General features: G+C 69.0%; 19 protein-coding genes. 10 read left to right on the top strand and 9 right to left on the bottom strand.

The annotated features are described in order from the left end of the window. Positions 1-369 precede the first annotated feature (369 nt). From FFI87_RS11940 to FFI87_RS11955, 4 genes are all read left to right on the top strand, one after another. On the top strand, positions 370-1,548 hold the full coding sequence (locus tag FFI87_RS11940) for a collagen-like triple helix repeat-containing protein (protein WP_138847391.1): 1,179 nt from the start codon (positions 370-372) through the stop codon (positions 1,546-1,548). Between the two features lie 269 nt (positions 1,549-1,817). Next, the gene (locus FFI87_RS11945) at positions 1,818-2,783 is read left to right on the top strand and encodes a PRC-barrel domain-containing protein (protein WP_138847390.1); all 966 of its coding nucleotides are present in this window, start codon (positions 1,818-1,820) and stop codon (positions 2,781-2,783) included. Next, positions 2,780-4,039, top strand: a complete 1,260-nt coding sequence (locus FFI87_RS11950) for an MFS transporter (RefSeq protein WP_105830725.1) — start codon at positions 2,780-2,782, stop codon at positions 4,037-4,039. The genes FFI87_RS11945 and FFI87_RS11950 overlap by 4 nt, the downstream gene beginning before the upstream one ends. A gap of 25 nt (positions 4,040-4,064) precedes the next feature. Then, positions 4,065-4,631, top strand: a complete 567-nt coding sequence (locus tag FFI87_RS11955) for an FUSC family protein (RefSeq protein ID WP_011657529.1) — start codon at positions 4,065-4,067, stop codon at positions 4,629-4,631. Positions 4,632-4,684: 53 nt separating this feature from the next. Here FFI87_RS11955 and FFI87_RS11960 read toward each other — a convergent pair whose 3' ends face one another. Next, positions 4,685-5,065: an RcnB family protein gene (locus tag FFI87_RS11960; protein WP_006752228.1), complete on the bottom strand. Its 381-nt coding sequence runs from the start codon at positions 5,063-5,065 to the stop codon at positions 4,685-4,687. Between the two features lie 96 nt (positions 5,066-5,161). Further along, positions 5,162-6,913, bottom strand: coding sequence for a lipid A export permease/ATP-binding protein MsbA (gene msbA / locus FFI87_RS11965; RefSeq protein ID WP_006752229.1), 1,752 nt, complete (start codon positions 6,911-6,913; stop codon positions 5,162-5,164). A gap of 223 nt (positions 6,914-7,136) precedes the next feature. Here msbA and FFI87_RS11970 point away from each other — a divergent pair, with 223 nt between their 5' ends. The 3 genes from FFI87_RS11970 (at position 7,137) to FFI87_RS11980 (ending at position 10,293) form a co-directional block, all read left to right on the top strand. After that, the gene (locus FFI87_RS11970; RefSeq protein WP_012364356.1) at positions 7,137-7,889 is read left to right on the top strand and encodes a glycosyltransferase family 2 protein; all 753 of its coding nucleotides are present in this window, start codon (positions 7,137-7,139) and stop codon (positions 7,887-7,889) included. Between the two features lie 144 nt (positions 7,890-8,033). Continuing rightward, positions 8,034-8,876 (top strand): glycosyltransferase family 2 protein, encoded by an 843-nt coding sequence (locus FFI87_RS11975; RefSeq protein ID WP_138847389.1) that lies wholly within the window; start codon positions 8,034-8,036, stop codon positions 8,874-8,876. A gap of 136 nt (positions 8,877-9,012) precedes the next feature. Next, positions 9,013-10,293 (top strand): O-antigen ligase family protein, encoded by a 1,281-nt coding sequence (locus FFI87_RS11980; protein WP_138847388.1) that lies wholly within the window; start codon positions 9,013-9,015, stop codon positions 10,291-10,293. A gap of 174 nt (positions 10,294-10,467) precedes the next feature. On the opposite strand, the gene FFI87_RS11985 is transcribed toward FFI87_RS11980, so the two are convergent. The 3 genes from FFI87_RS11985 to dnaE all read right to left on the bottom strand — a co-directional run bounded on the left by FFI87_RS11985 (position 10,468) and on the right by dnaE (position 16,934). After that, the gene (locus FFI87_RS11985; RefSeq protein WP_138847387.1) at positions 10,468-11,646 is read right to left on the bottom strand and encodes a glycosyltransferase family 9 protein; all 1,179 of its coding nucleotides are present in this window, start codon (positions 11,644-11,646) and stop codon (positions 10,468-10,470) included. A 338-nt stretch (positions 11,647-11,984) separates the two neighbouring features. Further along, a complete protein-coding gene (locus FFI87_RS11990) occupies positions 11,985-13,079 on the bottom strand; it encodes a glycosyltransferase family 9 protein (protein WP_138847386.1) in 1,095 nt (364 codons plus the stop codon). A 321-nt stretch (positions 13,080-13,400) separates the two neighbouring features. Further along, complete coding sequence (dnaE, locus tag FFI87_RS11995; RefSeq protein ID WP_041489839.1) at positions 13,401-16,934, bottom strand: DNA polymerase III subunit alpha; 3,534 nt, start codon at positions 16,932-16,934, stop codon at positions 13,401-13,403. Between the two features lie 222 nt (positions 16,935-17,156). Between dnaE and FFI87_RS12000 the strand changes: the two genes are divergently transcribed. Further along, positions 17,157-18,011, top strand: coding sequence for a sulfurtransferase (locus FFI87_RS12000; protein ID WP_138847385.1), 855 nt, complete (start codon positions 17,157-17,159; stop codon positions 18,009-18,011). A gap of 22 nt (positions 18,012-18,033) precedes the next feature. After that, the gene (gene gluQRS / locus FFI87_RS12005) at positions 18,034-18,918 is read left to right on the top strand and encodes a tRNA glutamyl-Q(34) synthetase GluQRS (RefSeq protein ID WP_138847384.1); all 885 of its coding nucleotides are present in this window, start codon (positions 18,034-18,036) and stop codon (positions 18,916-18,918) included. Between the two features lie 78 nt (positions 18,919-18,996). Here gluQRS and FFI87_RS12010 read toward each other — a convergent pair whose 3' ends face one another. The 4 genes from FFI87_RS12010 to purT all read right to left on the bottom strand — a co-directional run bounded on the left by FFI87_RS12010 (position 18,997) and on the right by purT (position 22,887). Continuing rightward, positions 18,997-20,532 (bottom strand): DEAD/DEAH box helicase, encoded by a 1,536-nt coding sequence (locus FFI87_RS12010; RefSeq protein WP_138847383.1) that lies wholly within the window; start codon positions 20,530-20,532, stop codon positions 18,997-18,999. Positions 20,533-20,976: 444 nt separating this feature from the next. Then, positions 20,977-21,360, bottom strand: coding sequence for an MliC family protein (locus FFI87_RS12020; RefSeq protein ID WP_006753765.1), 384 nt, complete (start codon positions 21,358-21,360; stop codon positions 20,977-20,979). Positions 21,361-21,459: 99 nt separating this feature from the next. Then, positions 21,460-21,654 carry a DUF6726 family protein gene (locus tag FFI87_RS12025; protein WP_138847382.1) on the bottom strand — a complete coding sequence of 65 codons (195 nt, stop codon included), beginning with the start codon at positions 21,652-21,654 and terminating at the stop codon, positions 21,460-21,462. An 18-nt stretch (positions 21,655-21,672) separates the two neighbouring features. Then, positions 21,673-22,887, bottom strand: a complete 1,215-nt coding sequence (gene purT, locus FFI87_RS12030; protein ID WP_006753763.1) for a formate-dependent phosphoribosylglycinamide formyltransferase — start codon at positions 22,885-22,887, stop codon at positions 21,673-21,675. Positions 22,888-23,103: 216 nt separating this feature from the next. Here purT and FFI87_RS12035 point away from each other — a divergent pair, with 216 nt between their 5' ends. After that, positions 23,104-23,649, top strand: coding sequence for an META domain-containing protein (locus FFI87_RS12035; protein WP_006753762.1), 546 nt, complete (start codon positions 23,104-23,106; stop codon positions 23,647-23,649). The last annotated feature ends 14 nt before the right edge of the window (positions 23,650-23,663 follow it).

A 23,663-nucleotide genomic window follows, 5' to 3' on the forward strand; every position in this document is an offset into this window, starting at 1 on the left:
TCCCTTCCGCCCTTCTCCTCGCCTACCCATCACACGACGCGCCCCGTGTCGATCGTGATTAGCCCGATTCCGGCAGTGAATCGGACGCTTACTTCAATTTAACGATCATTAAAGGACGGCTCGCGCAGACGGTCCTACTCTGATCGTACGAATCCGGTGATTTCCGGCACGATCGGCAAGCAAGACGAAAGAATGCAAACGACTCGTCCTGCAAGCGCTCCGGATTCCGATTCAGGCGAAGACGCGACACGGCGACAGGTCAATCAGGGAGACAACAACGACGCGCCCGCCGCTTCACTTCCGCAGCGACCGCACGTCGGCGCACACGAAGGCCGCCTGATCCATTTCCATAATCGAGACGAGGAAGACATGAACGCGCCCACCACCCATCAAGCAGGACTCCGAATGATCATGATCGCGGCAGGCGTTGCGGCGCTGATGTCGCTGTCCGCGTGCGGCGGCTCCGGCTCGCTGAGCAAGGGCACCGGCGGCTCCGGGTCGGGGTCCGGCGACACGACGGCGTCGACCGGCGGCACCGCCAACGGTACGAGCGGCACGTCGGCGTCGAACGGTGGAACCGGCGGAACCGGCAGCACCGACGGCACCGGCAACGGTGCAAGCGGCACGTCGGCCAACGGCGTCGGCCAGACGCTCGCGGCGTCGAGCAACATCGTGACGGCCGGCGGCGGCGCCATCTCGGGCGTCGGCACGGCGATCGGGTCCCAAACGCTGCCCGGCACGAACCCCGCGACCACGCAGGGGCTCGGCGCCGTCGTGCAGGATGTCGGCGCGGCCGTCACGACGCTCGGCACCGGCCTCGGCTCGGGCCTCGGCCAGCTCGGCGCGTCGTCGAATCCGGTCGGCACGACGGTCGCGAGCACGGGCGGCGTGGTCACGGATCTCGGCCTGGCCGTCGCCGCGACGGGCGGTGTCGTGTCGAGCCTGGGGGCCAGCGGTTCCGCACTGGCGCCGCTTGCGCCCGTCACCTCACCCGTCGGCGGTGCCGTGACGATGCTCGGCAACACGATCGCGGGCGGCGGCGCGACGCTCGGCACGCAGCTGTCGACCGGCCCGGTCGCGCAGGTGACGGGCGCGGCCAGCTCGGCGATCACGCCGATCACGACGACGGTCGGCTCGCTCACGCAGACGGCCGCCGCCAGCACGCCGCTCGGCGCGCCGCTGACGAACCTCGTCACGACCGTCGGCAGCGGCGTCGCGAACGCCGGCACGACGATCGCGAAGACGGGCAACAATCCGGTCACGACGGGCGTCGGCAACGTCGTGACCGCGACCGGCAACACGGTCGCCACCGCCGGCACGGCGCTGCTGGGCGGCGGCGCGGCCGCGACGAATCCGCTCGCACCGGTGACGGGGCTCCTGTCGACCGGCGCACTCGGCGGCACGACGAGCGGCAGCAAACCGGCCGGTACGCTCACGTCGGCGGTCGGCGGCCTGACGGGCGGCAGCGGCACCGGCGTGCTGTCGAATACCGGCGGCGGCCTGCTCGCGCCGGTCACGACGACGCTGGGCACGCTGGTCAAAAAGTAACGTCACGCCGGCAGCCCCCTGCGGCGCCCGTACCGTCGTCGACGGTCGGGCGCCGCGTGCGTTATGGCCCCTCTACGCATCCGATGCCGCCCGCCCCGCGTTCGATCGCTACCCTTTCCCCGCCATTCCGCGCCCGATCCTGCGCAGAAATCGGTCCTGAAAGGAAGACACGTTAAACTCTCACCTCGCGAGGTGCGCCGCCCGCACCCGCCATCCATCGCCAGCCGCGCGCCTGGAGGCCCGGCCCCCGACCCATGGAGTGAGTGTCAATGAGCGGCGGACTCCCGTTTCCCGCATCCCGAATGTCGTTCCCGTCGTCGACGGTCTTCCTGGTGCTCGCAGCCGCCCTGCTGTCCGGCTGCGGTCTGCTGCCGACCCAGAATCCGCCCGCGCCGATCAGCGAGGCGCTCATCGAGCCCGTCGGGGAAACCGCCGGCGAGCCGCTGACGATGCCGCCCGTGCCTGCGCCGACGCACCCAGAGGAACCGGAAGCGCCGAAAAAGCCGCACCGCGAGGTGCCGCGGCCGAAGCCGGTGCAACGTGCCGAACCGCCGGCCCCGCCGCCTCCGCCGCCGCCCCCGCTCGTCGCGACCCGCCCGCTCGACCGCACCCAGATCCATGCGCTGCTCGACAGCGAAGTCGCGCGCCGCAACGGCAAGGTGATCGGCCGCGCGGTCGACATGGTGATCGACGCGAGCGGCAAGCCGCGCGAGATGATCGTCAACCTGCAGGGTTTCATGGGCATCGGCGACCGCAAGGTCATCTTCCCGTGGAACGTGTTCCGCTTCACGCCGGGCGGCAAGCAGGAGCCGATCGTGCTCGACGTGCCGTCGGGCGACCTGCCGCCTGCCGCGAGGCCGAAGGCCGTGCCGCTGTCGGGTTCGGCCGCGGCGTCGCCCGCCACGCGACTGCCGCTGCTCGACAGCGACGTCGAGCGCCCGAACGGCACGAAGATCGGGCGCGTCGTCGACGTGCTGATCGACCGCGCCGCGCAGCCGCAGGCCGTCGTGCTCGACCTCGGCGGCCTCGTCAATACCGACCGCCGTTCGATCGCCGCGAGCTGGGGCGCGCTGCGCTTCGTCACGCGTGACAAGGCACTGCGCCCGCAGCTCGATCTCAACGACGCACAGATCAAGGCGGCGCCGCCCTACGCGGCCGACAAGCCGATCGTCGCGGTCTACCCGCCCGTTGCCCCGGCACCGGCGCAGGCTTCCTCTGCGAGTGCGACCCGATGACGATCAAGCATTCCGTCACCGTACGTAGTCTGCGGTCCCTCGACTGGCTCAACTTTTTCGTTGCAAACGTTCAAACCGGGTTCGGTCCGTTCATCGCGTCCTACCTCGCGTCGCACAAGTGGACGCAGGGCGAGATCGGCATGGTGCTGTCGATCGGCACGATCAGCGCGATGGTCAGCCAGGTGCCGGGCGGCGCCGCCGTCGACGCGCTGAAGAACAAGAAAGGCGCGGCCGCGTGGGCGATCGTGGCCATCATCCTGTCCGCGGTGCTGCTCGCGTCGAGCCCGACGATCGTGCCGGTGATCGCGGCCGAAGTGTTCCACGGCTTCGCGAGCTGCATGCTCGTGCCGGCGATGGCCGCGATCTCGTTCTCGCTGGTCGGCCGCGCCGATCTCGGCGACCGGCTCGGCCGCAACGCGCGCTGGGCGTCGATCGGCAGCGCGGTCGCGGCTGGCCTGATGGGGCTCACCGGCGAGTATTTCTCCGCGCGTGCGGTGTTCTGGCTGACCGCGGTGCTGGCGTTGCCCGCGCTGTTCGCGCTCGCGATGATCCAGCCGACGCACGAAGTGATTCCACAGTCGTCGAAGCCCGACGATCACGACGAAGGCGAGCATCGCGAGACGCTGCTCGAGCTGCTGCGCGATCGCCGGATGCTGATCTTCGCGTCGTGCGTCGTGCTGTTCCACCTGTCGAACGCGGCGATGCTCAACCTCGCGGCCGGCGAAGTCACGGCCGGGATGGGCGAGAACGTGCAGCTCGTGATCGCCGCGTGCATCATCGTGCCGCAGGCGATCGTCGCGATGCTGTCGCCATGGGTCGGCCGCTCGTCGCAACGCTGGGGTCGAAGGCCGATCCTGCTGCTCGGCTTCTCCGCGCTACCAGTGCGCGCGCTGCTGTTCGCCGGCGTGAGCAGCCCGTACCTGCTCGTGCCGGTGCAGATGCTCGACGGCATCAGCGCGGCCGTGTTCGGCGTGATGCTGCCGCTGATCGCGGCCGACGTCGCGGGCGGCAAGGGCCGCTACAACCTGTGCATCGGGCTATTTGGACTTGCGGCGGGCATCGGCGCGACGCTCAGCACGGCCGTCGCCGGCTATGTCGCCGATCACTTCGGCAACACGACCAGCTTCTTCGGGCTCGCCGCGGCCGGCGCGCTCGCGGCGCTGCTGGTGTGGCTCGCGATGCCCGAAACGCGCGTCGACAACGGCGACGTGACCGCCGGCGAGCCGGCCGACGCGTCGCCCGAACAGGCGCACTGACGCCCCCGCTTCCTAGCACGACACGATGGATACGATCAGGACACTCAACGAAGCCCGCCAGCAGATCCAGCAGTCGATCTTCGATCTGTTCAAGGGGCTGACCTTCGGCGAACGGCTCACGCAGGGCGCGCTGATGGCGCTGCAGGCGGTCTGCGGCGCGTGCCTCGCATACACGATCGGCCGCGCGCTGCACACCGAACAGGCCGTCTGGGCGGCGGTCACCGCGATCGCCGTCACGCAGCACAACTACTCGGACACGATGTCGCTGTCGCGCGACCAGTTCATCGGCGCGATGATCGGCGGCCTGCTCGGCTTCGCGGGCGCGGCGCTCGGCGGCGACCGCCTCGTCGCCTATGCGCTCGCGGTCGCGCTCACCATCGTCAGCTGCTGGTGCCTGAACGTCGGCAGCGCCGCGCGGCTCGGCGGCGTGACCGCGACGATCGTGCTGCTGTTTCCGGGCAACGGCCCGCTATGGGACATTCCGCTGATGCGGCTCGGAGAAGTGGCGCTCGGCACCGTGTGCGCGCTGGCCGTGTGCTGGGCGATGTCGCTGATCGAGCGACGCTGGTTCCGCCGGGCGGCGGCAAAGTGACGCGGCGCCGGGCAACGCGCCCGGCAGCCGGATGAACGATCGGGAAAGAAACGTTACGGACCGACCCGCAGCACGATGCCCGAACCGATCTGCACGAGCAGGTAGTCGCCGCCGACGCCGACCCACTGATAGCCGCGCGGCGGCGCACTCAGGTGATAGCCGCGCCAGTCCTCGACCACGTACTGGCGATCGCGGAATTCGCCGGGAAGCCGGTCGCCCTTGTGCCACTCGCGATGCGGCTGGTCGGCCCAGCGCGGCGGCACGTCGTCCTCGTGGCGCATCTGGCCGGGCGGCATGTGCTTCGGGCCATGCCCGCGGTGCATGCCATGATTGCCGTGGTTGTCGTCGTTGCCATGACCCTGCGCCATGGCCGCGGGTGCCGCGAAACCCGCCACGATCAGCGCGGCCAGCATCGTCCCGTGCATCTTCTTCATTGTTCTTCCCTCCGAGTTGTCACGTCGAACCGGAAACAACGGTGCCTGCCCGATCAAGACTAGCACACCGACGTGACCCGGCGACGTGACCCGGCGTCACGCCGCCTGCTGCTGGTACTGGATCCGGTGGAGGTGCGCGTACAGCCCGCCGTGGCGCAGCAGTTCTTCGTGGCTGCCCTCTTCGACGATCTTGCCGGCTTCGAGCACGAGGATCCGGTCCGCACGCTCGATCGTCGACAGCCGGTGCGCGATCACGAGCGTCGTGCGCCCTTCCATCAGCCGCTCGAGCGCGGCCTGCACGTGGCGTTCGGATTCCGAATCGAGCGCGGAGGTCGCCTCGTCGAGGATCAGGATCGGTGCGTCCTTGTAGATCGCGCGCGCGATCGCGAGCCGCTGCCGCTGGCCGCCCGACAGACGCATCCCGTTGCCGCCGACCAGCGTGTCGAGCCCGTCGGGCATCGCGGCGACCGCGTCGGCCAGGTTCGCCGCCTCGAGTGCCGCCTGCACGCGTGCGCGATCGGGCGTCTGGCCGTACGCGACGTTCGCGGCGATCGTGTCGTTGAACAGCACGACGTCCTGGCTGACCATCGCCATCTGGCCGCGCAGCGCGTGGAGGTCGTAGTCGGCCACCGGCACGCCGTCGACCAGGATCGCGCCGCCCGTGGGATCGAAGAAGCGCGGCAGCAGGTTCACGAGGGTCGTCTTGCCGCTGCCCGACGGCCCCGCGAGCGCGATCATTTCGCCCGGCGCGACCTTGAACGAAATGCGGTCGAGCGTCGGCCGCTCGGAGGCGCCGTAGTCGAACGACACGCCGCGGAACTCGATCTCGCCGCGCGCATGCGGCAGCGCACGGCCGCCGCCCTGCGGCTCGCCCGGCTCGTCGATCAGCCCGAAGATCAGCTCGGCGGCCGTCATCCCGCGCTGCAGCGGCTGGTTCACGTCGATCAGGTGCTTGAGCGGCGAAATCACCAGCAGCATCGACGTGACGAACGCGACGAAGCCGCCGACCGTCGTCTGATCGTTGGTCGACTGCACGACCGCGATCGTGATCACGACCGCGAGCGCGATCGACGCGAGGAACTGCGTCAACGGTTGCGCGAGCCCGCCCGAGATCGTCATGCGCATCGCGTAGCCGCGCAGGCGCTTGCTCATCGCGGTGAAGCGGTCCATCTCGTACGTCTCGCCGTTGTGCACCTTGACGACCTTGTAGCCGCCGACCGTCTCCTCGACGATGTACGACAGCTCGTTGGTCAGCGTCTGGTGCTCGCGGTTCAGGCGGCGCAGGCGGCGGTTGATCTTGCTGACGAGCCAGCCGATGCCCGGCAGGATCACCGCGACGATCAGCGTGAGCCGCCAGTTCAGGTAGAACAGGTAGCCGAGCAGGAACATCACGGTCAGCGAGTCGCGCACGAGCGTGACCATCACGCCGGTCAGCACCGCCAGGATCTGGTTGACCTCGAACACGATCGCGTTGATCACCGTGCTCGCCGTCTCGCGCTGGAAGAACGACGCGCCCGTGTGCAGCATCCGCTGGAACATTTCGAGCCGCAGCTGCAGCAGGATGCGGTTCGATACGTAGTTGAGCAGGTAATTCGATGCGTACTGCGACACGCCGCGCACGAGCGCAAGGCCGATCACGGCCATCGGCACGTACCATTTCGCGCGGTCGCTGCCGTGCGAGCCGAAGCCGTGGTCGAGCAGCGGCTTGAGCAGCGCCGGAATTCCGGCTTCGGTGGCCGCGACGACGCCCATCGTGACAACGGCGAGCACCACGATGCCGATCAGCGGCCGGATGTACGGCCACAGGCGCTTGAGAACCGTGAACGGCGACGTGCCCGTGCCGTCCATCGGTTTGCGAAGAGTGTTCTGGGTTTCCAAGGCAATCCTTCTTGAGCCGCGACGCGGCGCCCGGGGCATGGCTGCCCGGGATTCGCCCAGTCCGGCGGTTGCCGAAAAAGGCCCAACATTATAGCTGTACCGCCCGCGCCGGCACGGCCGTTGCCGAAGCGGCCGCCGGCCGGTGCGCGGGTATACTGCCGCTCACCGTTTTCTCCGCCTTTTCGACGATTTCATGGCAGAACCCACCCTCGGCGTCGCCCTCATCGCCCTCAACGCGGCCGCGCGGCTCGCGCAGTGCCTCGACGCGCTGACCTTCGCCGACCACATCGTCGTGATCGACGGCGGCAGCACCGACGATACCGTCGCGATCGCCCGTGCACATGGCGCCCGCGTGATCGTCGAGCGCGACTGGCCGGGCTTCGGCCCGCAGAAGAACCGCGCGCTCGCCGCGCTCGACACCGACTGGATCCTGTCGCTCGACACCGACGAGGTGGTCAGCCCCGAACTCGCGCAGTCGATCCGTGCGGCCATCCGCGCGCCGGCCGCGCAAGTCTACGCGCTCGACCGGCTGTCGAGCTTCTGCGGCCAGTGGATCCGCCACAGCGGCTGGTATCCGGACTGGGTGCCGCGCCTGTTCCGGCGCGGCGCCGCACGCTTCTCCGACGACCTGGTGCACGAACGGCTCGTGTTCGACACGCCCGCGCAGCGGCTGGCGGGCAAGCTGATGCACTATTCGTACGAGGATTTCGAAACCGTCGTGCGCAAGCTCGATGCGTATTCGACGGCCGGCGCGCGCCAGCGCCGCGCGGCCGGCCAGCGCGGCGGCTTCGGCAAGGCGCTCGCGCGCGGCGCATGGGCGTTCGTGCGGACCTACGTGCTGCGGCGCGGGTTTCTCGACGGCCGCGCGGGCTTCATGATCGCCGTGTTCAACGCGGAAACGGTGTACTACCGCTTCCTGAAGCTCGGCCACGAGCCGGCCCGCTGAGCGCGGGCCGCCCGCCCCACCCCGACGACGCCGGCATGCGGCCGGCCCGGCGTTACAATGCCGGGCTGCCCGCATGCGATGCGCGCCCCAAGCGCGGCGCCGCGCCATGCGCCGCCGCCACGACGACCACCGAATCCGACCGCCATGTTCTCCATCATCATCCCGACCTGGAACAACCTGCCGTACCTCAAGCTCGTCGTCGACAGCCTGCGCCGTCATTCGGCGTACGACCACCAGATCATCGTGCACGTGAACGACGGCTCGGACGGCACGCTCGACTGGGTGCGCGGCGAAGGCATCGAGCACACCGCGTCGCCGACCAACATCGGCATCTGCCACGCGGTGAACCTAGCCGCCGCGCGCGCGACGCGCGACTACGTCGTCTACATGAACGACGACATGTACTGCTGCCCCGGCTGGGATGCGGCGCTCGTGCGGCGCATCGAGCAGATGCCGACCGACCTGTTCATGCTGTCCGGCACGATGGTCGAACCGGTCGACACGCGCAACCCGTGCGTCGTGGTCAGCAATTTCGGCCGCGACGCCGAGCAGTTCGACGCGGCCGGCCTCGTCGCGGCCACGCCGCGGCTCGCGCGCGCGGACTGGCTCGGCTCGACCTGGCCGCCGACGCTCGTGCACCGCGCCTGGTGGAACCGCATCGGCGGCTACAGCAGCGAGCTCTCGCCGGGGATGAGCAGCGACAACGACTTCTCGATGAAATTCTGGGACGCCGGCTGCCGGATCTTCCTCGGCGTCGGCGACAGCCTCGTCTATCACTTCCAGCAGAAGAGCACCGGCAAGATCGTCAAGAACGACGGCCGCCGCCAGTTCCTCAACAAATGGGGCATGACGCAGGCCACGTTCGACCGCTATTACCTGCATCGCGGCGAGCCGGCCGGCTCTCGGATCGCGCTCGACACGCCGACTGTCGACGGGCGCCTCAAGCGCGCGCTGCTGCGCTCGCGGATCAAGCGCGCATTCAGCTGATCCGGCCCCGGAAACCCCGCGGAAACGCGCGCCGCTTCGCGTATACTGCGCGCTTCGTCCCGGGCGCTGCCGCCGCGGGACGCGCGGCGCGCAGCACGGTGCCCGCATGCCGCATTCGTCCATTCGACAGGTTCCGATGCTTTCGTTTTCCGCTCCCGCCACGCGGCGCCTGACCGCCGCCCGCGCCTTCGCCGTCATCGCGCTCTGCATGGTGCCCGTCTCGACCGCGCTGACCAACGTGTTCTGCGGGCTGTTCGCCGCCGCGCTCGTGATCTCCCCCGAATTCTGGCGCGACCTGCGCTCGTTCATCACCGACCCGGCGGCGCTCGCCGCGCTGCTGATCCTCGCGGCGCTGACCGCGAGCGTCACCTATACCGTCGCGCCGCATCCGAAGGCGTGGAACTGGATCGGCAAGTACGACAAGCTGCTGCTGCTGCCGTTTGCGGTGCTCGCGTTCCGCCATTCGAACTGGGCGCCGATCGTGCGGCGCGCGTGGTTCGGCACGCTGTGCGTGATCCTGTTGCTGTCGACCACCAACTATCTCGGACTGACCGCGATCGGGCCCGCGCATGCGAGCGATCTGCCGCTGTCGCGCGCGTGGGTGTTCAAGAACCACATCGCGGCCGGCATGTTCGGCACGCTGCTGTTCTATCAGGCCGCCGACCTCGCGCTGTCGGCCCGTACCGCGCTGTCGCGCGCCGCGTATGGCGCCGTCGCCGCCTGGTCGTTGATCAACGTGTTCGTGATGCTGCAGGGGCGCACCGGGCAGGTCATCGCGCTGCTGCTGATCCTCGTCGTCGCGGTGCGTTTCGTGTTGCTGCTGCGCCGCCAGTCGGCACTGCGCGCAACCCTCGCCGCCGGAACGCTGGTGCTGGCCGGCGTCGCGCTGGTGGCTGCCGCGTGCACGATGCACAACGGCCGCCTCGTGAAGGTCGTCACGGAAGTCCAGCAGTATCGGCAGACCGATGCGGCCACGTCGACCGGGCTGCGTCTCGAGTGGTACAAGAAGGGGCTCGAGCTGTATCGCATGCGCCCCGTGATCGGCTATGGCGCGGGCGGTCTCGAATTCGAGTTCCAGAAGCTCACGGCAGGCAAGACGGCCGCCGAAGGCCAGCTCACGTCGAACCCGCATAACGAATACCTGCTGATGGCCGTGCAGCTCGGCACGCTCGGGGTCCTGCTGTTCGTGAACCTGATCGTGCAGATTGCACGCGGCAGCCGCGCGCTCGACCCGCGTTCGCAGCACTTGCTGCTCGCATGGCTCGCGATCTTCGCGATCGGCAGCCTCGCGAATTCGCTGCTGCTCGATTTCGCCGAAGGCCACCTGCTGGTGCTGCTCGCCGGCATCCTGCTCGGCTGCGCCGAGCGCGGCGAAGCGCTGCCGCGCGAGACGTCGGCGATCCGGCGCAGCGCGTAACGCAGCACGCGCGTGGCTGGTGTGCTGGCGAGCGGCGCATGTTGCCGCTCAGCTCGGCTCGTCTTCAATGGCGGCGCACGCCGCCGCCCGATGCGCGGCCGCAAGCCTTCGATGCGTGGCGCCGCGGTGCCACGCTCTACCCTTCAAATCAGGAAAACGTCTGGGGTTCGCGCGTCAGTCCGAGCGCGCGCGATGCAGCCGCGACGTGTCGATGACCGCATCGGCGGCGTTCGGCGGATTCAGCCCGAGCATCTCGGCCGCCGCCATCTTCACACGCTGCGTGCCGAGATTGACGAGGCAGTCGCTGTGGCTGTCCACATGGCGCTCGCAACCCTCCTGCCGGCACGGCACGCAATCGCCCTCACCCTGCAGCAGCCATACGTTGCCGTGCCGCGCGGACCCGCGCAGTGCCCATGGGTTTTCGGTCGGCGGCCAATGCTGCGGCCACGGCCCCCAGCGCACCGGGTCGGACGGACCGAACAGCGCGATCGTGTCGACGCCCGTCGCGGCCGCGACGTGCGTCGCGCCCGTATCGGGCCCGATGAACAGCCGCGCGCGCCGCACGAGTTCCGCGCTTTCGCCGAACGTGAGGCGGCCCACCAGGTTCAGCACGTCGCCGCCCGCCCCGGCCGCGACCTGTTCCGCGTACTCGCGCTCGCGATCGGCCGGGCCGCCCGACAGCGCGATCGCGAAGCCCTGCGCGCGCAGCCATTCGATCATTTCGATCCAGCCTTCGAGCCGCCATTGCTTGTAGCGAAACATCGGATACGGATGCAGCACGACGAGCGGCTTGCCGTCGCGGATGGCCGGCGACTCCGCGAGCCACGCGTCGAAACGCGCGCGCCGCGCGGGATCGTCGCCGATCCCCGGCGCGACGACCTCGGACACCGGCTCGATGCCGATCACCGGCGCGAGCGCGAGCGTGCTGACGACCGTATGCGCGGACTCGTGGTGATTGATCGCGATGCCGTTCAGCATCATCCGCGTGAGCCACGTGACGCGGTTCGGATCGACGAGGCCGACGCGCTTGCGCCCGGCGAACCAGCTATAGAAGCGCGGCCGGTCGGAGCTCAGTGCCGCGCACGCGAGATCGTAGCGGCGCCACATCGACAGCGCGTCGCGCAGCCGCTCCCGGAACCCGGCGCGCTGCGCGACGACGATCACGCGCCGCACGTCGGGGTTGTGCTCCAGCACGCCCTCGGTGCCGCGAAACACCAGCATGTCGATTTGCGCGTCGGGCCAGCGCGCCTTCAGCGAACGCACGAGCGGCGTCGTCAGCAGCACGTCGCCGATACGGCGCGGTGCTGCGACGAGGATGGTTCTGGGCGGGCGGGCGGAAGAAAACAGGGACACGACGATCGTTCCGTCTAGCAGGCTGGACAAGGCTCGCAATGTACAGGATTTTGCGGCGGCAGGCGTGGCGTCGGGCAGCGGGCTTCGAGCGGGGGCGGCACGTTCGGGCGGCGGGTGGTAGCCGGTGCTGCCGTTTCTGGCGACGCGGTAACGGCGGGTGGCGGGTGGCGAGCATGGGCGGCACGTTCGGGCGGCGGGTGGTAGCCGGTGCTGCCGTTTCTGGCGACGCGGTAACGGCGCGCCGCGCGCGGCGGTACCTGCGGCCACCGCGTCCCGTTGCGCCCCCGTTTGCTCCCGTTTCCTGCCGCTAGCCTGCCCCCGGCTCAGCGCCGGGCGCGCTACGAAACGATCGCACCGACCTCGGGCACGGCTAGCGTGACGTCCGGAAGCGGCAGCGCGCCGCCCGTCGCGTCGTCGGCCTGCCCTGCCTTCTCCAACAGATGCAGCACCGCGCGCTCTACCGCGTCGACGCCGATCGCGTCGACCGTCGCGCCGGCCCGCAGGATCATGTGCGGCACGCCGAGCGGATGCCAGCGCCGGTATTTCTCGGGACGGTCCTCGAACAGCGCGGCCACCGGCACGCCGAGCGCCGACGCGAGATGCACGGGCGCGCTGTCGGCCGACACGATCGCGTCGAGCAGGCTCGCGGCGGCCACCAGTTCGGCCACCGACGACGGCGCGACATGCCGGGCGTTCACATCCCGCCACGCGTCGCCGTCGGCGCCGGCGCCGGCCGACACCGCGGGATCGCGGAACACGATCACGTCGGCGAACGGTGCGAGCCGCCTGCCGAGATCGCACCACCGATCGGCCGGCCAGCGCCGCTCCGTCGCCTTGTTCGAGACGAACAGCCCGACGCGCGGCTTCGCGCGGGCCCCGAGCAGCCGATACCAGGTATCCAGCAGCGCGCGGTCCGGATGGACGGACAGCGCGAGACCGTCGAGATCGGTGCGGCCGAGTTCGGGCACGAGGCGGAATCCCGACAGCGCTTCATGGCACATCGGCCGCGACGCGACGTGTTCGGGCTTGCGATCGTCGAATTCGGAATCGGCATCGTGCCAGCGGCAATCCTTCACGCCGAGCTGCCGTGCCAACTGGATGCTGCTGCGATGCATGCCGCCGTTCGGCACGACCACGAGGTCGAACCGCAGGCGGCGCAGCCGACGCACGAGCCGCAGCCGGTCGAAGAACGCACGCATCCGCCCGGGGCGGTCGTTGCGCTCGCACTGACGGCTGTACACATACGTATGGACCGTGTGCACGTCTGGGTTGCCGTCCAGCGCGCTCGCGTTGTAGCGGTTCGCGACCACGTGCAGTTCCGCGTCCGGCCAGCGGCGTTTCAGCGCGCCGAGGAAAGCGGTCGTGCACAGCATGTCGCCCAGAAAATCAATCCGGATCACGATGATCCGCCGCTTCGGTGTCTCGTTGGCCATTGTTATCGCGTAACTGTCGATTTCTTATCGTCGCGCACCGACCGGCATCCTGACGTCCAGCGCCGTGCCGGCCTCCTCGCGTGGTCGCTCACGGCACCGCGCCGCATCGTGTGCGGCGCGCAACCGCCCCCGTTTTCAAGCGCGTATGTCGCCCGCCGGCCGCAGGATGGACCGCGGCCGGCGGCGAATCTGCATCGCGCGCGACGGATTGTATAGCGTCCTGATGACAGCCCCAAGCACCTGCCAAAATGAAAACGGCCCGCCGCACCGCACGAAGGCGATGCGACGGGCCGCGCAACCCGACCATCCGGCGGGACGCGCTCAGTACGTGATTTCGACGACGCTGCCGTCGAACGTCGCGCGCAGCTCCGCGAGCAGCGTGTCGCTCGGCTTCACGCGCCACGCGTCGCCGAGACGCATTTCGCCCTGCGCGCGCGCGTTGCTGTAGTGCACCTGCACCGCGAGCCCGTTCGGCAACGGTGCCTGCGGACGACGGCCGCCGTCGCGCCCGCCGCCACGCGGCACGGGCGCCTCGAATGCGGGGGCGGCCGCCGAATCGTCCTTCGACACATGCGGTTCGAGCACGCGGCGCAGCGCCGCCGCATCCGCATTGCCGTTCATCGTGAGCCGCACCGCCTGCGCGTAGCGGCTGCGCGCACGCTCGAGGTCCATCACCGTATCGGCCGTGAAGCGCAGACCGCCGGTGAACGCGTCGTTGCGCGCCTGCCCCTGCACGATCAGCAGTTCGTCTTCCTTGAACAGCGCCTTGTTCGCCTCGAACTGCTCGTTGAAGATCGTGATCTCGCACTGGCCCGAACCGTCGTCGAGCAACGCGATCAGCATCTTGCCGCGCTGGGTCATCTGCGTGCGCAGCGACGCGATGATGCCCGCGACGAGCTTGTCGCGCCCCTCCTTCAGATCGCCGATCTTCTGCCTCACGAACCGGCGCACTTCGTCGCGATACGCGTCGAACAGGTGGCCGGACAGGTAGAAGCCGAGCGCGCCCTTCTCTTCCTGCAGGCGGCGCTTGTCGTCCCACGCGGGCTCGTCGACGAGCGCATGCGCGTGCGGCGACTCGGCGCCCATGTCGAACAGGCCGGCCTGCATCGCGTTCGCCGCGGCCTGCTCGGCCGCTTCCATCGCGAGCGGCACCGACGCGAGCATCTGCGCGCGGTTCGCGTTCAGCGAATCGAATGCGCCGGCGCGGATCAGCGCCTCGACCGTGCGGCGATTGACGACGCGCCGGTCGATCCGCTCGCAGAAGTCGAACAGGTCGGTGAACGGCTTTTCCTCGCGCGCGCGCAGGATTTCCTCGATCGCGTTCTGGCCGCTGCCCTTCACCGCGCCCAGGCCGTAGCGGATCGTGCGCGAGCGCTTGCCGTCGGCTTCGCCGACCGGCTCGAAGCGGTAATGCGACTGGTTGATGTCCGGCGGCAGCACGACGAGGTTGTTCACGACGCAATCGTCGAACAGGATCTTCACCTTGTCGGTGTCGTCCATCGCGAGCGTCATGTTGGCCGCCATGAATTCGGCCGGATGGTGCGCCTTCAGCCACGCGGTGTAATACGCGAGCAATGCATAGGCCGCCGCGTGCGACTTGTTGAAGCCGTAGCCCGCGAACTTCTCCATCAAGTCGAAGATCTCGTCGGACTTCTCGCGCGTGAGGCCGTTCTTCGCCGCACCCTCGGCGAAGATCTCGCGGTGCTTGACCATCTCCTCGGGCTTCTTCTTGCCCATCGCGCGACGCAGCAAGTCGGCGCCGCCGAGCGAATAGCCGCCGATGATCTGCGCCATCTGCATCACCTGCTCCTGATAGACCATGATGCCGTAGGTCTCTTTCAGGACGGGTTCGACGCGCGGATCCGGATACTCGACCTTCTCGCGGCCGTGCTTACGTGCGCAAAAGCTCGGGATCAGGTCCATCGGGCCCGGACGGTACAACGACACGAGCGCGATGATGTCCTCGAAGCGGTCGGGCTGCGCGTCCTTCAGCATGCCCTGCATCCCGCGGCTTTCCAGCTGGAACACGGCGACCGTGTTGGCCTTCTTCAGGATCTGGAACGATGCAGGATCGTCGAGCGGCACCTGCGCGAGCGACCAGTCGGCCTTCGACGCATCGAGGCGGCGGATGTAGCGCTCGGCCCAGTCGAGGATCGTCAGCGTCGTGAGACCCAGAAAGTCGAACTTCACGAGGCCGACGGCTTCGACGTCGTCCTTGTCGTACTGGCTGACGACGCCGCCGTCGTCGCCCTGCGTGTACAGCGGGCAGAAATCGGTCAGCTTGCCGGGCGCGATCAGCACGCCGCCCGCGTGCATCCCGACGTTACGCGTCAGGCCCTCGACGCGCTGCGCGAGGTCGAGCAGCTGGTGCACTTCGTCCTCGTGGTCGTAGCGCTCCTGCAGTTGCGGCTCTTCCTTCATCGCGTCGGCGATCGTCACGTGCTTGCCCGGCTTGAACGGGATCAGCTTCGCGACGCCGTCGGTGAACATGTAGCCGAGATCGAGCACGCGGCCGATGTCGCGCACGGCCGCCTTCGCGGCCATCGTGCCGAAGGTGGCGATCTGCGACACGGCGTCCGCGCCATATTTTTCCTTCACGTACTGGATCACGCGATCGCGGCCGTGCTGGCAGAAGTCGATGTCGAAGTCGGGCATCGACACGCGTTCCGGATTCAGGAATCGCTCGAACAGCAGGTTGTAGCGCAGCGGATCCAGATCGGTGATGCCGAGCGCGTATGCGACCAGCGAGCCGGCGCCCGAGCCGCGGCCCGGGCCGACCGGCACGCCGTTGTTCTTCGCCCAGTTGATGAAGTCGGCAACGATCAGGAAGTAGCCCGGGAAGCCCATCTTCGTGATGGTCCCGCACTCGAATTCGAGCCGCTTGTAGTACGTGTCGCGCTGCGCGTCACGCTCGGCCGTATCCGGAAACAGCTGTTCGAGGCGCTTCTCGAGCCCTTCCTTCGACAGTTGGACCAGGTAGTCGTCGAGCGACATGCCGTCCGGCGTCGGGAACAGCGGCAGCTTCGGCTTGCCGAGCTCGAGCTTCAGGTTGCAGCGCTTCGCGATCTCGACCGTGTTCGCGACCGCCGAGGGAAGATCGGCGAACAGCGCGACCATCTCGTCCTGCGTGCGGAAGTACTGATCGGTCGTGAAGCGTTTCTGGCGCCGCGGATTCGCGAGCATGTCGCCTTCCGAGATGCACACGCGCGCTTCGTGCGCGGTGAAATCATCGTCGGTCATGAACTGCGTCGGATGCGTCGCGACGACCGGCAGACCGAGCGACGCGGCGAGCGTCGCGGCCTGCTGGATGTACGCCTCGGCGCCCGGCTGGCCGTAACGCTGCAGCTCGATGTAGAAGCCGCCCGGGAACACCTTCGCCCAGCGCTCGGCATGACGGCGCGCGGCTTCCTCGTTGCCGGCCGCGAACGCGAGCCCGATATCGCCCTGCTGCGCGCCCGACAGCGCGAGCAGCCCTTGCGACAGTTCGCCGTCGAGCCAGCTCGCGTCGAGCTCCGCGCGGCCGCGGTACTGGTTCGTGAGCCATGCCTTCGACAGCAGCTCGCACAGGTTCAGGTAGCCGACCTTGTCCTTCACCAGCAGCAGCAGGCGCGACGGTTTGTCGCGATCGTCCGGATTGGTGATCCAGACGTCGCAGCCGGCGATCGGCTTGATGCCCTTGCCGCGGGCTTCCTGGTAGAAACGGACGAGGCCGAATGCGTTGCCGAGATCGGTGAGGGCGAGCGCGCCCTGGCCGTCCGCGGCCGCCGCCTTGACGATGTCGTCGAGACGCACGATGCCGTCGGCAATCGAGAATTCGGAGTGAACGCGAAGATGGACGAAGCGGGGATCTGACATGGGCGTTATTGTAGCCGCGTCGTCGCGCAGGCTGCCCAAAAAATCCCCTCGCCCGGCCGTTCGGCCGATGCATGCGATGCTGGCCGAACGCTCAGGTGCCGGCGCATGCGCAGTTTGCGGGATAATACGGGTTTTCGAATCTTCGCCCCGGCTTCGCACCCTTTTTTGCGGGGCCGCCGTGCGCCCCGCCGCACGGCCGCGGCCGTTTCCCGTCGGACCATCATGACCATCGTCAACCTCGCCGCCTACCACTTCGTGTCGATCGACGCGACCGAGCAATGGCGCCCCCTCGTCACCGCCCGCTGCAACGAACTCGGCCTGCGCGGCACGATCCTGCTCGCGCCGGAAGGCATCAACCTGTTCATCGCCGGCCCGCGCGAAGCGACCGACGCGTTCATCGACTACATCCGCCACGATCCGCTGTTCGAAGGCAAGTTCGCGACGCTGCAGTTCAAGGAGAGCCTGTCCGACTCGCAGCCGTTCCGCCGGATGCTCGTGCGCCTGAAGCGCGAGATCATCACGATGAAGAAGCCCGCGATCAAGCCCGAGCTCGGCCGCGCGCCGTCGGTCGACGCGCGCACGCTGAAGGCGTGGCTCGACCGCGGCCACGACGACGCCGGCCGTCCGGTCGTGATGCTCGACACGCGCAATGCGTTCGAAGTGGACGTCGGCACGTTCGACGGCGCGCTCGACTACCGGATCGACAAGTTCAGCGAGTTCCCGGAAGTGATCGACGCGAACCGCGCCGATCTCGAGGGCCGGACGGTCGTGTCGTTCTGCACCGGCGGGATCCGCTGCGAGAAGGCGGCGATCCACATGAAGGAAATCGGCATCGACAACGTGTACCAGCTCGAGGGTGGGATCCTGAAGTATTTCGAGGAAGTCGGCGGCGCGCACTATCACGGCGACTGCTTCGTGTTCGACTACCGCACCGCGCTGAACCCGCAACTGCAGCCGACCGAGAACGTCACGTGCTTCGCGTGCCGCGCGGTCGTCACGCCAGAAGCGCAACAATCGCCGAGTTACGTGCCCGGCAAGTCGTGCCCGGCCTGCACGCAGGCAGCCAGCGCCGCGTAAGCGCGCGTTGCGCCGTGCCCCGATGAACGGCTACCGCGGCCGCTTCGCGCCGTCGCCCACCGGCCCGCTGCATTTCGGCTCGCTGGTCGGTGCGCTTGCGAGCTGGCTCGACGCGCGCGCGCACGGTGGCGCGTGGCTCGTGCGCATCGAGGACATCGACCGCCCGCGCACGGTGCCCGGTGCCGCCGACGACATCCTCGCAACGCTCGCGCATTTCGGCATGACGCCCGACGAGCCGCCCGTCTGGCAAAGCACGCGCGATGCCGAGTATGCGGCCGCGCTCGAACGGCTGGTCGCCGCCGGGCGCGTCTATCCGTGCGGCTGCACGCGCAAGGAAATCGCCGATTCGCTGCGCGCCGCGCACGAGCGCCACACGACGCTCGCGTATCCGGGCACCTGCCGCACCGGCCTGCACGGCAAGCCCGCGCGTGCGTGGCGCCTGCGCGTGCCGGACGGCGACGATGCGAACGTCACGTTCGACGACCGCTGGCAGCACACGCAAACGCAGAACCTCGCGACCGAAGTCGGCGATTTCGTGCTGAAGCGCGCGGACGGACAATGGGCGTATCAGCTCGCGGTCGTGGTCGACGATGCGGACGCCGGCATCACGCACGTCGTGCGCGGCGCCGACCTGCTCGATTCGACCGCACGCCAGATCTATCTGCAGCGCTGTCTCGGCGTGCCGACACCCGCCTATCTGCATGTGCCCGTCGTCGTCGATGCGAACGGCGAAAAGCTCAGCAAGCAGACGGGCGCGCTCGCGCTCGAACGCGACGATCCGCTGCCGGCGCTGCGGGCCGCCGCCGCGCATCTCGGCCTGGCGGTCGACTGCGATCCGTCGGGCGATACGATGGATGCGTTCTACGCGGCCGCGACCGACGCGTGGGCGCGTCGCTTCGCCCAATAAAAACGGGCACATGCTCATCGCATGCACCCGTTTCCGCGGCAGCGCTCGCGCGCCGCATCAACCGCTTGAACCGCCCGCTTACGCCGACGGCTTGCGCGGCATCCCGAAGCCGCCGAGCAGCGCGGCGACCTGACGCTTCGGCCCCTTCTTCTCGTGCTGCTGCGCGGACTGCGTCTCTTCCGGCTGCGTCGCCGGCACCGACGGTTCGTAGGGCTTCAGGAAGAAATCGTCGACCGGCGCCTCGTGGCGACGATGATGGCCGCTACGCTCGGACCCGCCCGAACGACGCGCCGACGCACCGCGATGCTCGTCGCGCTCGCGTCGGCCGCCGCGTTCACCGCCGCGTTCGCCGCCGCGCTCGTCGTGACGATGACGCGACGGCTTGTCGAGCGCGAGCGTCTGCACCTCGAGCGGACGCTTGATCAGCTTTTCGATATCGGCCAGCTGCTTGCGCTCGTTCGGGCTGCACAGCGACAGCGCGTCGCCCGTCGCGCCCGCGCGGCCCGTGCGGCCGATCCGGTGCACGTAGTCTTCCGCGTTGAACGGCAGGTCGAAGTTGATCACGGCCGGCAGTTCGGCGATGTCGAGACCGCGCGCGGCCACGTCGGTCGCGACCAGCGCCTCGATCTCGCCGCGCTTGAACGCGTCGAGCGCCTGCATCCGCTCGAGCTGCGACTTGTCGCCGTGGATCGCCGACGCGACCACGCCGTCGCGCTCGAGATTGCGCGCCAGCCGGCTCGCGCCGATCTTGCTGTTGCAGAACACGAGCACCTGCTTGAGCCCGCGATCGCGCAACAGCTGCACGACGGCTCCGTGCTTGTCGCCTTCGGCGACGTCGTAGACGATCTGCGTGACGTTCGCGTTGGTCGAGTTGCTGCGCGCGACCTCGATCGTCTGCGGGTTGCGCAGGTAGGTCGATGCGAGCTTCTTGATTTCGGGCGAGAAGGTGGCCGAGAACAGCAGCGTCTGGCGTTCCTTCGGCAGCAGGTTCAGGATGCGCTGCAGGTCGGGCAGGAAGCCCATGTCGAGCATCCGGTCGGCTTCGTCGAGCACGAGGATCTGGACCTGACCGAGGTTCGCCGTCTTTTGCTGCACGTGGTCGAGCAGGCGGCCCGGCGTCGCGATCAGGATCTCGACGCCGCGGCGCAGCTCGGCCATCTGCGGATTCATGTCGACGCCGCCGAACACGACCGCGCTGCGCAGCGACGTGTGCTTCGCATACGCGTGCACGTTCGCGGCGACCTGGTCGGCGAGTTCGCGGGTCGGCGTGAGGATCAGCGCGCGCACGGGGTGGCGCGCAGGGGACGCGCTCGTGCTGGCCTGCGGCAGCAGCCGCTGGATGATCGGCAGCGAGAAGCTCGCGGTCTTGCCGGTACCCGTTTGCGCGGCGCCCATGACGTCGCGCCCGGCGAGCACGACGGGAATGGCCTGCGCCTGGATCGGCGTCGGCGTCGTATAACCCTGCTCCGCAATGGCTTTCAGGATATCGGCGGCAAGGCCGAATTGATCGAAGGTTGCGTCGACTGGCTTGGCGACAGAATCGGACATGGTGGCGTTTCGCTCAAAAGGCGCGGCGGGGACATCGTGCGTCAGGCCCGCCGGGCCTGCGCTCATCACAATTCGGAAGTAGACGGAGCCGCGGCGCGCCGCGCGGCGCCGCTCTGGCGCTCGGGACCGGTTCGATTCGAACAACGGGCACCACAGGCCGTGCGGACTCCGTTCGGCGCGAATGCCGGCGGAAAGGGCCGTATTGTAGCACTGCGCGGCCATCTGTCCGTGACAACACAGCGAACGGCCATGGGCGGCGGTTCGCGGCGTGCGCCGGGAGGCCGGGCGCGGGCGATGTGGCGGGCGATCGGGCTATCCCGATCGGCCGATGGTTGCCATTCGGGGCCGGATCGCGGTCGTGTTGATCGGGAAAATCAGTGGGCAGCCGGCGAGGCCGGGGGCCGCCCGAGCTGCCGTCCGGTTCAGGAAGCGCCCCGGGCGGCCGAGCCGGGCGAGCCGGTCGCAGCGAGATCGGTTCAACCGCATCGCGTATCCGATCGCGCGCGGCACTCAGCCCTTCTTCTTTTTCTTCTTCTCGACCTGCATGCAGTCGCCCAGCAGCGGTGCCGCATTCTGGTCGGCGATCTCGTCGCGCAGCGTCCCTTCCCTGCCCTTCGTCCACCACGTATAGCGTCCGGCCTGGTAGCGCGCGCCCGACGCCGATACGGTATCGACGAACAGCAACTGCTGCCCGTTGACCGGCACCAGCGCGAAGCTCTGGCCGTTGGCCGCGCGCCAGTACGACACGCGTACCGGCTGCTTCAGGTTCGCGCACTGATAGATGGTCTGCTCGCGCGCATCGGCGTCGATCTCCTCGACGGTCAGTTGCGCGGCATGCGCGACGGAAACGGCGGAGCCGGCCAGCGCGAGCGCGGCGAAGGTTTGGCGAATCATGCAGATCCTTTCACGAGACGGGTGGAAGCGCGCCCTCGCGGCGCGCGCGGTTATCGTTGGTGATGGGTCGAGGGGCCGAGAGGACGAGGGCTCGGCCGCTCAGGGATCGATGACGTCGGCGCACGCGTCGGTCGGCGCGGCCGCGACATGGCCGACGAGCGGCACGATCTTCAACCCCGCCGATGCGATCCGGCACGGTGCGGCCGCGACGCCGCACCCCGCGAGACTCGCGACCAGCGCCAGCGCGGCGCCCAGCCTGCCGATTCGTCCGATCCACCGCCATGTCGATGCCATCGCGCGCGCCTCGTCTAGTCAGCGCGCCGACACGGGCCGCACGGCCGCCGCGGCACGCTTCGCGCGTTCGCGGGCTTCGTCGACGCTCGCGCCGGTCGCGAGGGCGACACCCATGCGCCGCTTCGCAAAGCTTTCCGGCTTGCCGAACAGGCGCAGGTCGGCGCCCGGCACGGCGAGCGCGTCGCGCACGCCCTCGAACGCGATGCCGCGCTCGTCGAGCCCCCCGTAGATCACCGCCGACGCGGCCGGCGAACCGAGCGTCGGATCGACCGGCAGCCCGAGAATCGCGCGCGCGTGCAGCTCGAACTCCGACTGGCGCTGCGACGCGAGCGTGACGAGGCCGGTGTCGTGCGGCCGCGGGCTCACCTCGGAGAACCAGACGTCGTCGCCGCGCACGAACAGCTCGACGCCGAACAATCCGCGCCCGCCGAGCGCCTCGGTCACCTTGTGCGCGATCTCGCGCGACTTTTCCAGCGCGAGCGCGCTCATCGGCTGCGGCTGCCACGATTCGACGTAGTCGCCCGCCACCTGCACGTGGCCGACCGGCTCGCAGAAGTAGGTGCGCGTCTCGAGCGTCGCCGGATCGATCGCGCGCACCGTCAGCTGCGTGATCTCGTATTCGAAATCGATGAAGCCCTCGACGATCACGCGGCCGTGGTTCACGCGGCCGCCCGCCATCGCGTAATCCCACGCGGGCTTCACGTCGGCTTCGGTCCGCACGACCGACTGCCCCTTGCCCGACGACGACATCACGGGCTTCACGACGCACGGCATGCCGATCTTCGCGACGGCCGCGCTGAATGCGTCGAACGAATCCGCGAAAGCGTACGGCGACGTCGCGAGCCCGAGCTCCTCGGCCGCGAGCCGGCGGATGCCTTCGCGGTTCATCGTGAGCTGCGTCGCGCGCGCGGTGGGGATCACCTCGGCCAGGCCGGCGGCCTCGATCGCGGCGAGCGCGTCGGTCGCGATCGCCTCGATCTCCGGCACGATCAGGTGCGGACGCTCGGCCTCGACGACCGCGCGCAGCGCAGCGGCGTCGGTCATGTCGATCACGTGCGCGCGATGCGCGACCTGGTGGCCCGGCGCGTCCGGATAGCGGTCGACCGCGACGACTTCGACGCCGAGCCGCTGCAACGCGATGATGACTTCCTTGCCGAGTTCGCCCGCGCCGAGCAGCATGACGCGCGTGGCCGAGGGAGAAAGCGGCGTACCGAGCCGCTGACCGATCTGCATGTGATTTCCCGCTGGTTCTGTTGGAGGACGAAAACGGCTTCGATGTTAACACGCGCACCCGCGCCCGTTTGGCCGGTTTCGTCGCGCCGCTGCCCCGCCGCGCGCGGCCCTCAGGCGGGATGCGAACGTTTTCATGCGCGAAGTGTCGGCTCGCCTCGTGCGGGGCGGGTGCGTTACTCTTACGCCTTGTTCAGAATCCGATGAGGAACGAGGCTCATGTCCCACTTGTCCGCCGCCGCACGCGCACGCACCGGTCTGCTTCGCCCGTTGCGAGCGCCGCTCTGCGCGTTGACGCTTGCCACGCTTCTCGCCGCCTGCGCGATGCCGACCCACCCCGATTCCGCCGCCCCCGCACCCGACCCGTACAACCCGGCCGCCGTCCAGCTGCTCGACGACACGAGCTGGGAGCTCACGAGCTGGCTGAACGCCGACGGCACGTCGCGCACGATTCCGCACGGCGACAACGGCGAGCCGATCAAGCTCGCGCTGTCCACCGAATCGGGTGTGCGGCGCGCCAGCGGCTTTTCGGGCTGCAACCGTTACATGGGCACCTATGCGCTCAAGAACGGCCTGCTGAGCTTCGGACCGCTCGCCGGCACGCGCATGGCGTGCCCGAACGCGCTCGGCGGCCAGCTCGAGCACGCTTACCTCGATGCGCTCGCGCACATCGAAAAGACCGGCGTGCAGATGCGCGAGCCGCAGCAACTGCAGATCGTGACCGAAGCCGGCGCGACGCTGACCTTCACGCGCCGGAGCCCCTGATGCAGCGCGCGGGC

Origin of the sequence: Burkholderia sp. KBS0801, assembly GCF_005937855.2 — a bacterium.
Lineage (GTDB): Bacteria > Pseudomonadota > Gammaproteobacteria > Burkholderiales > Burkholderiaceae > Burkholderia > Burkholderia ambifaria.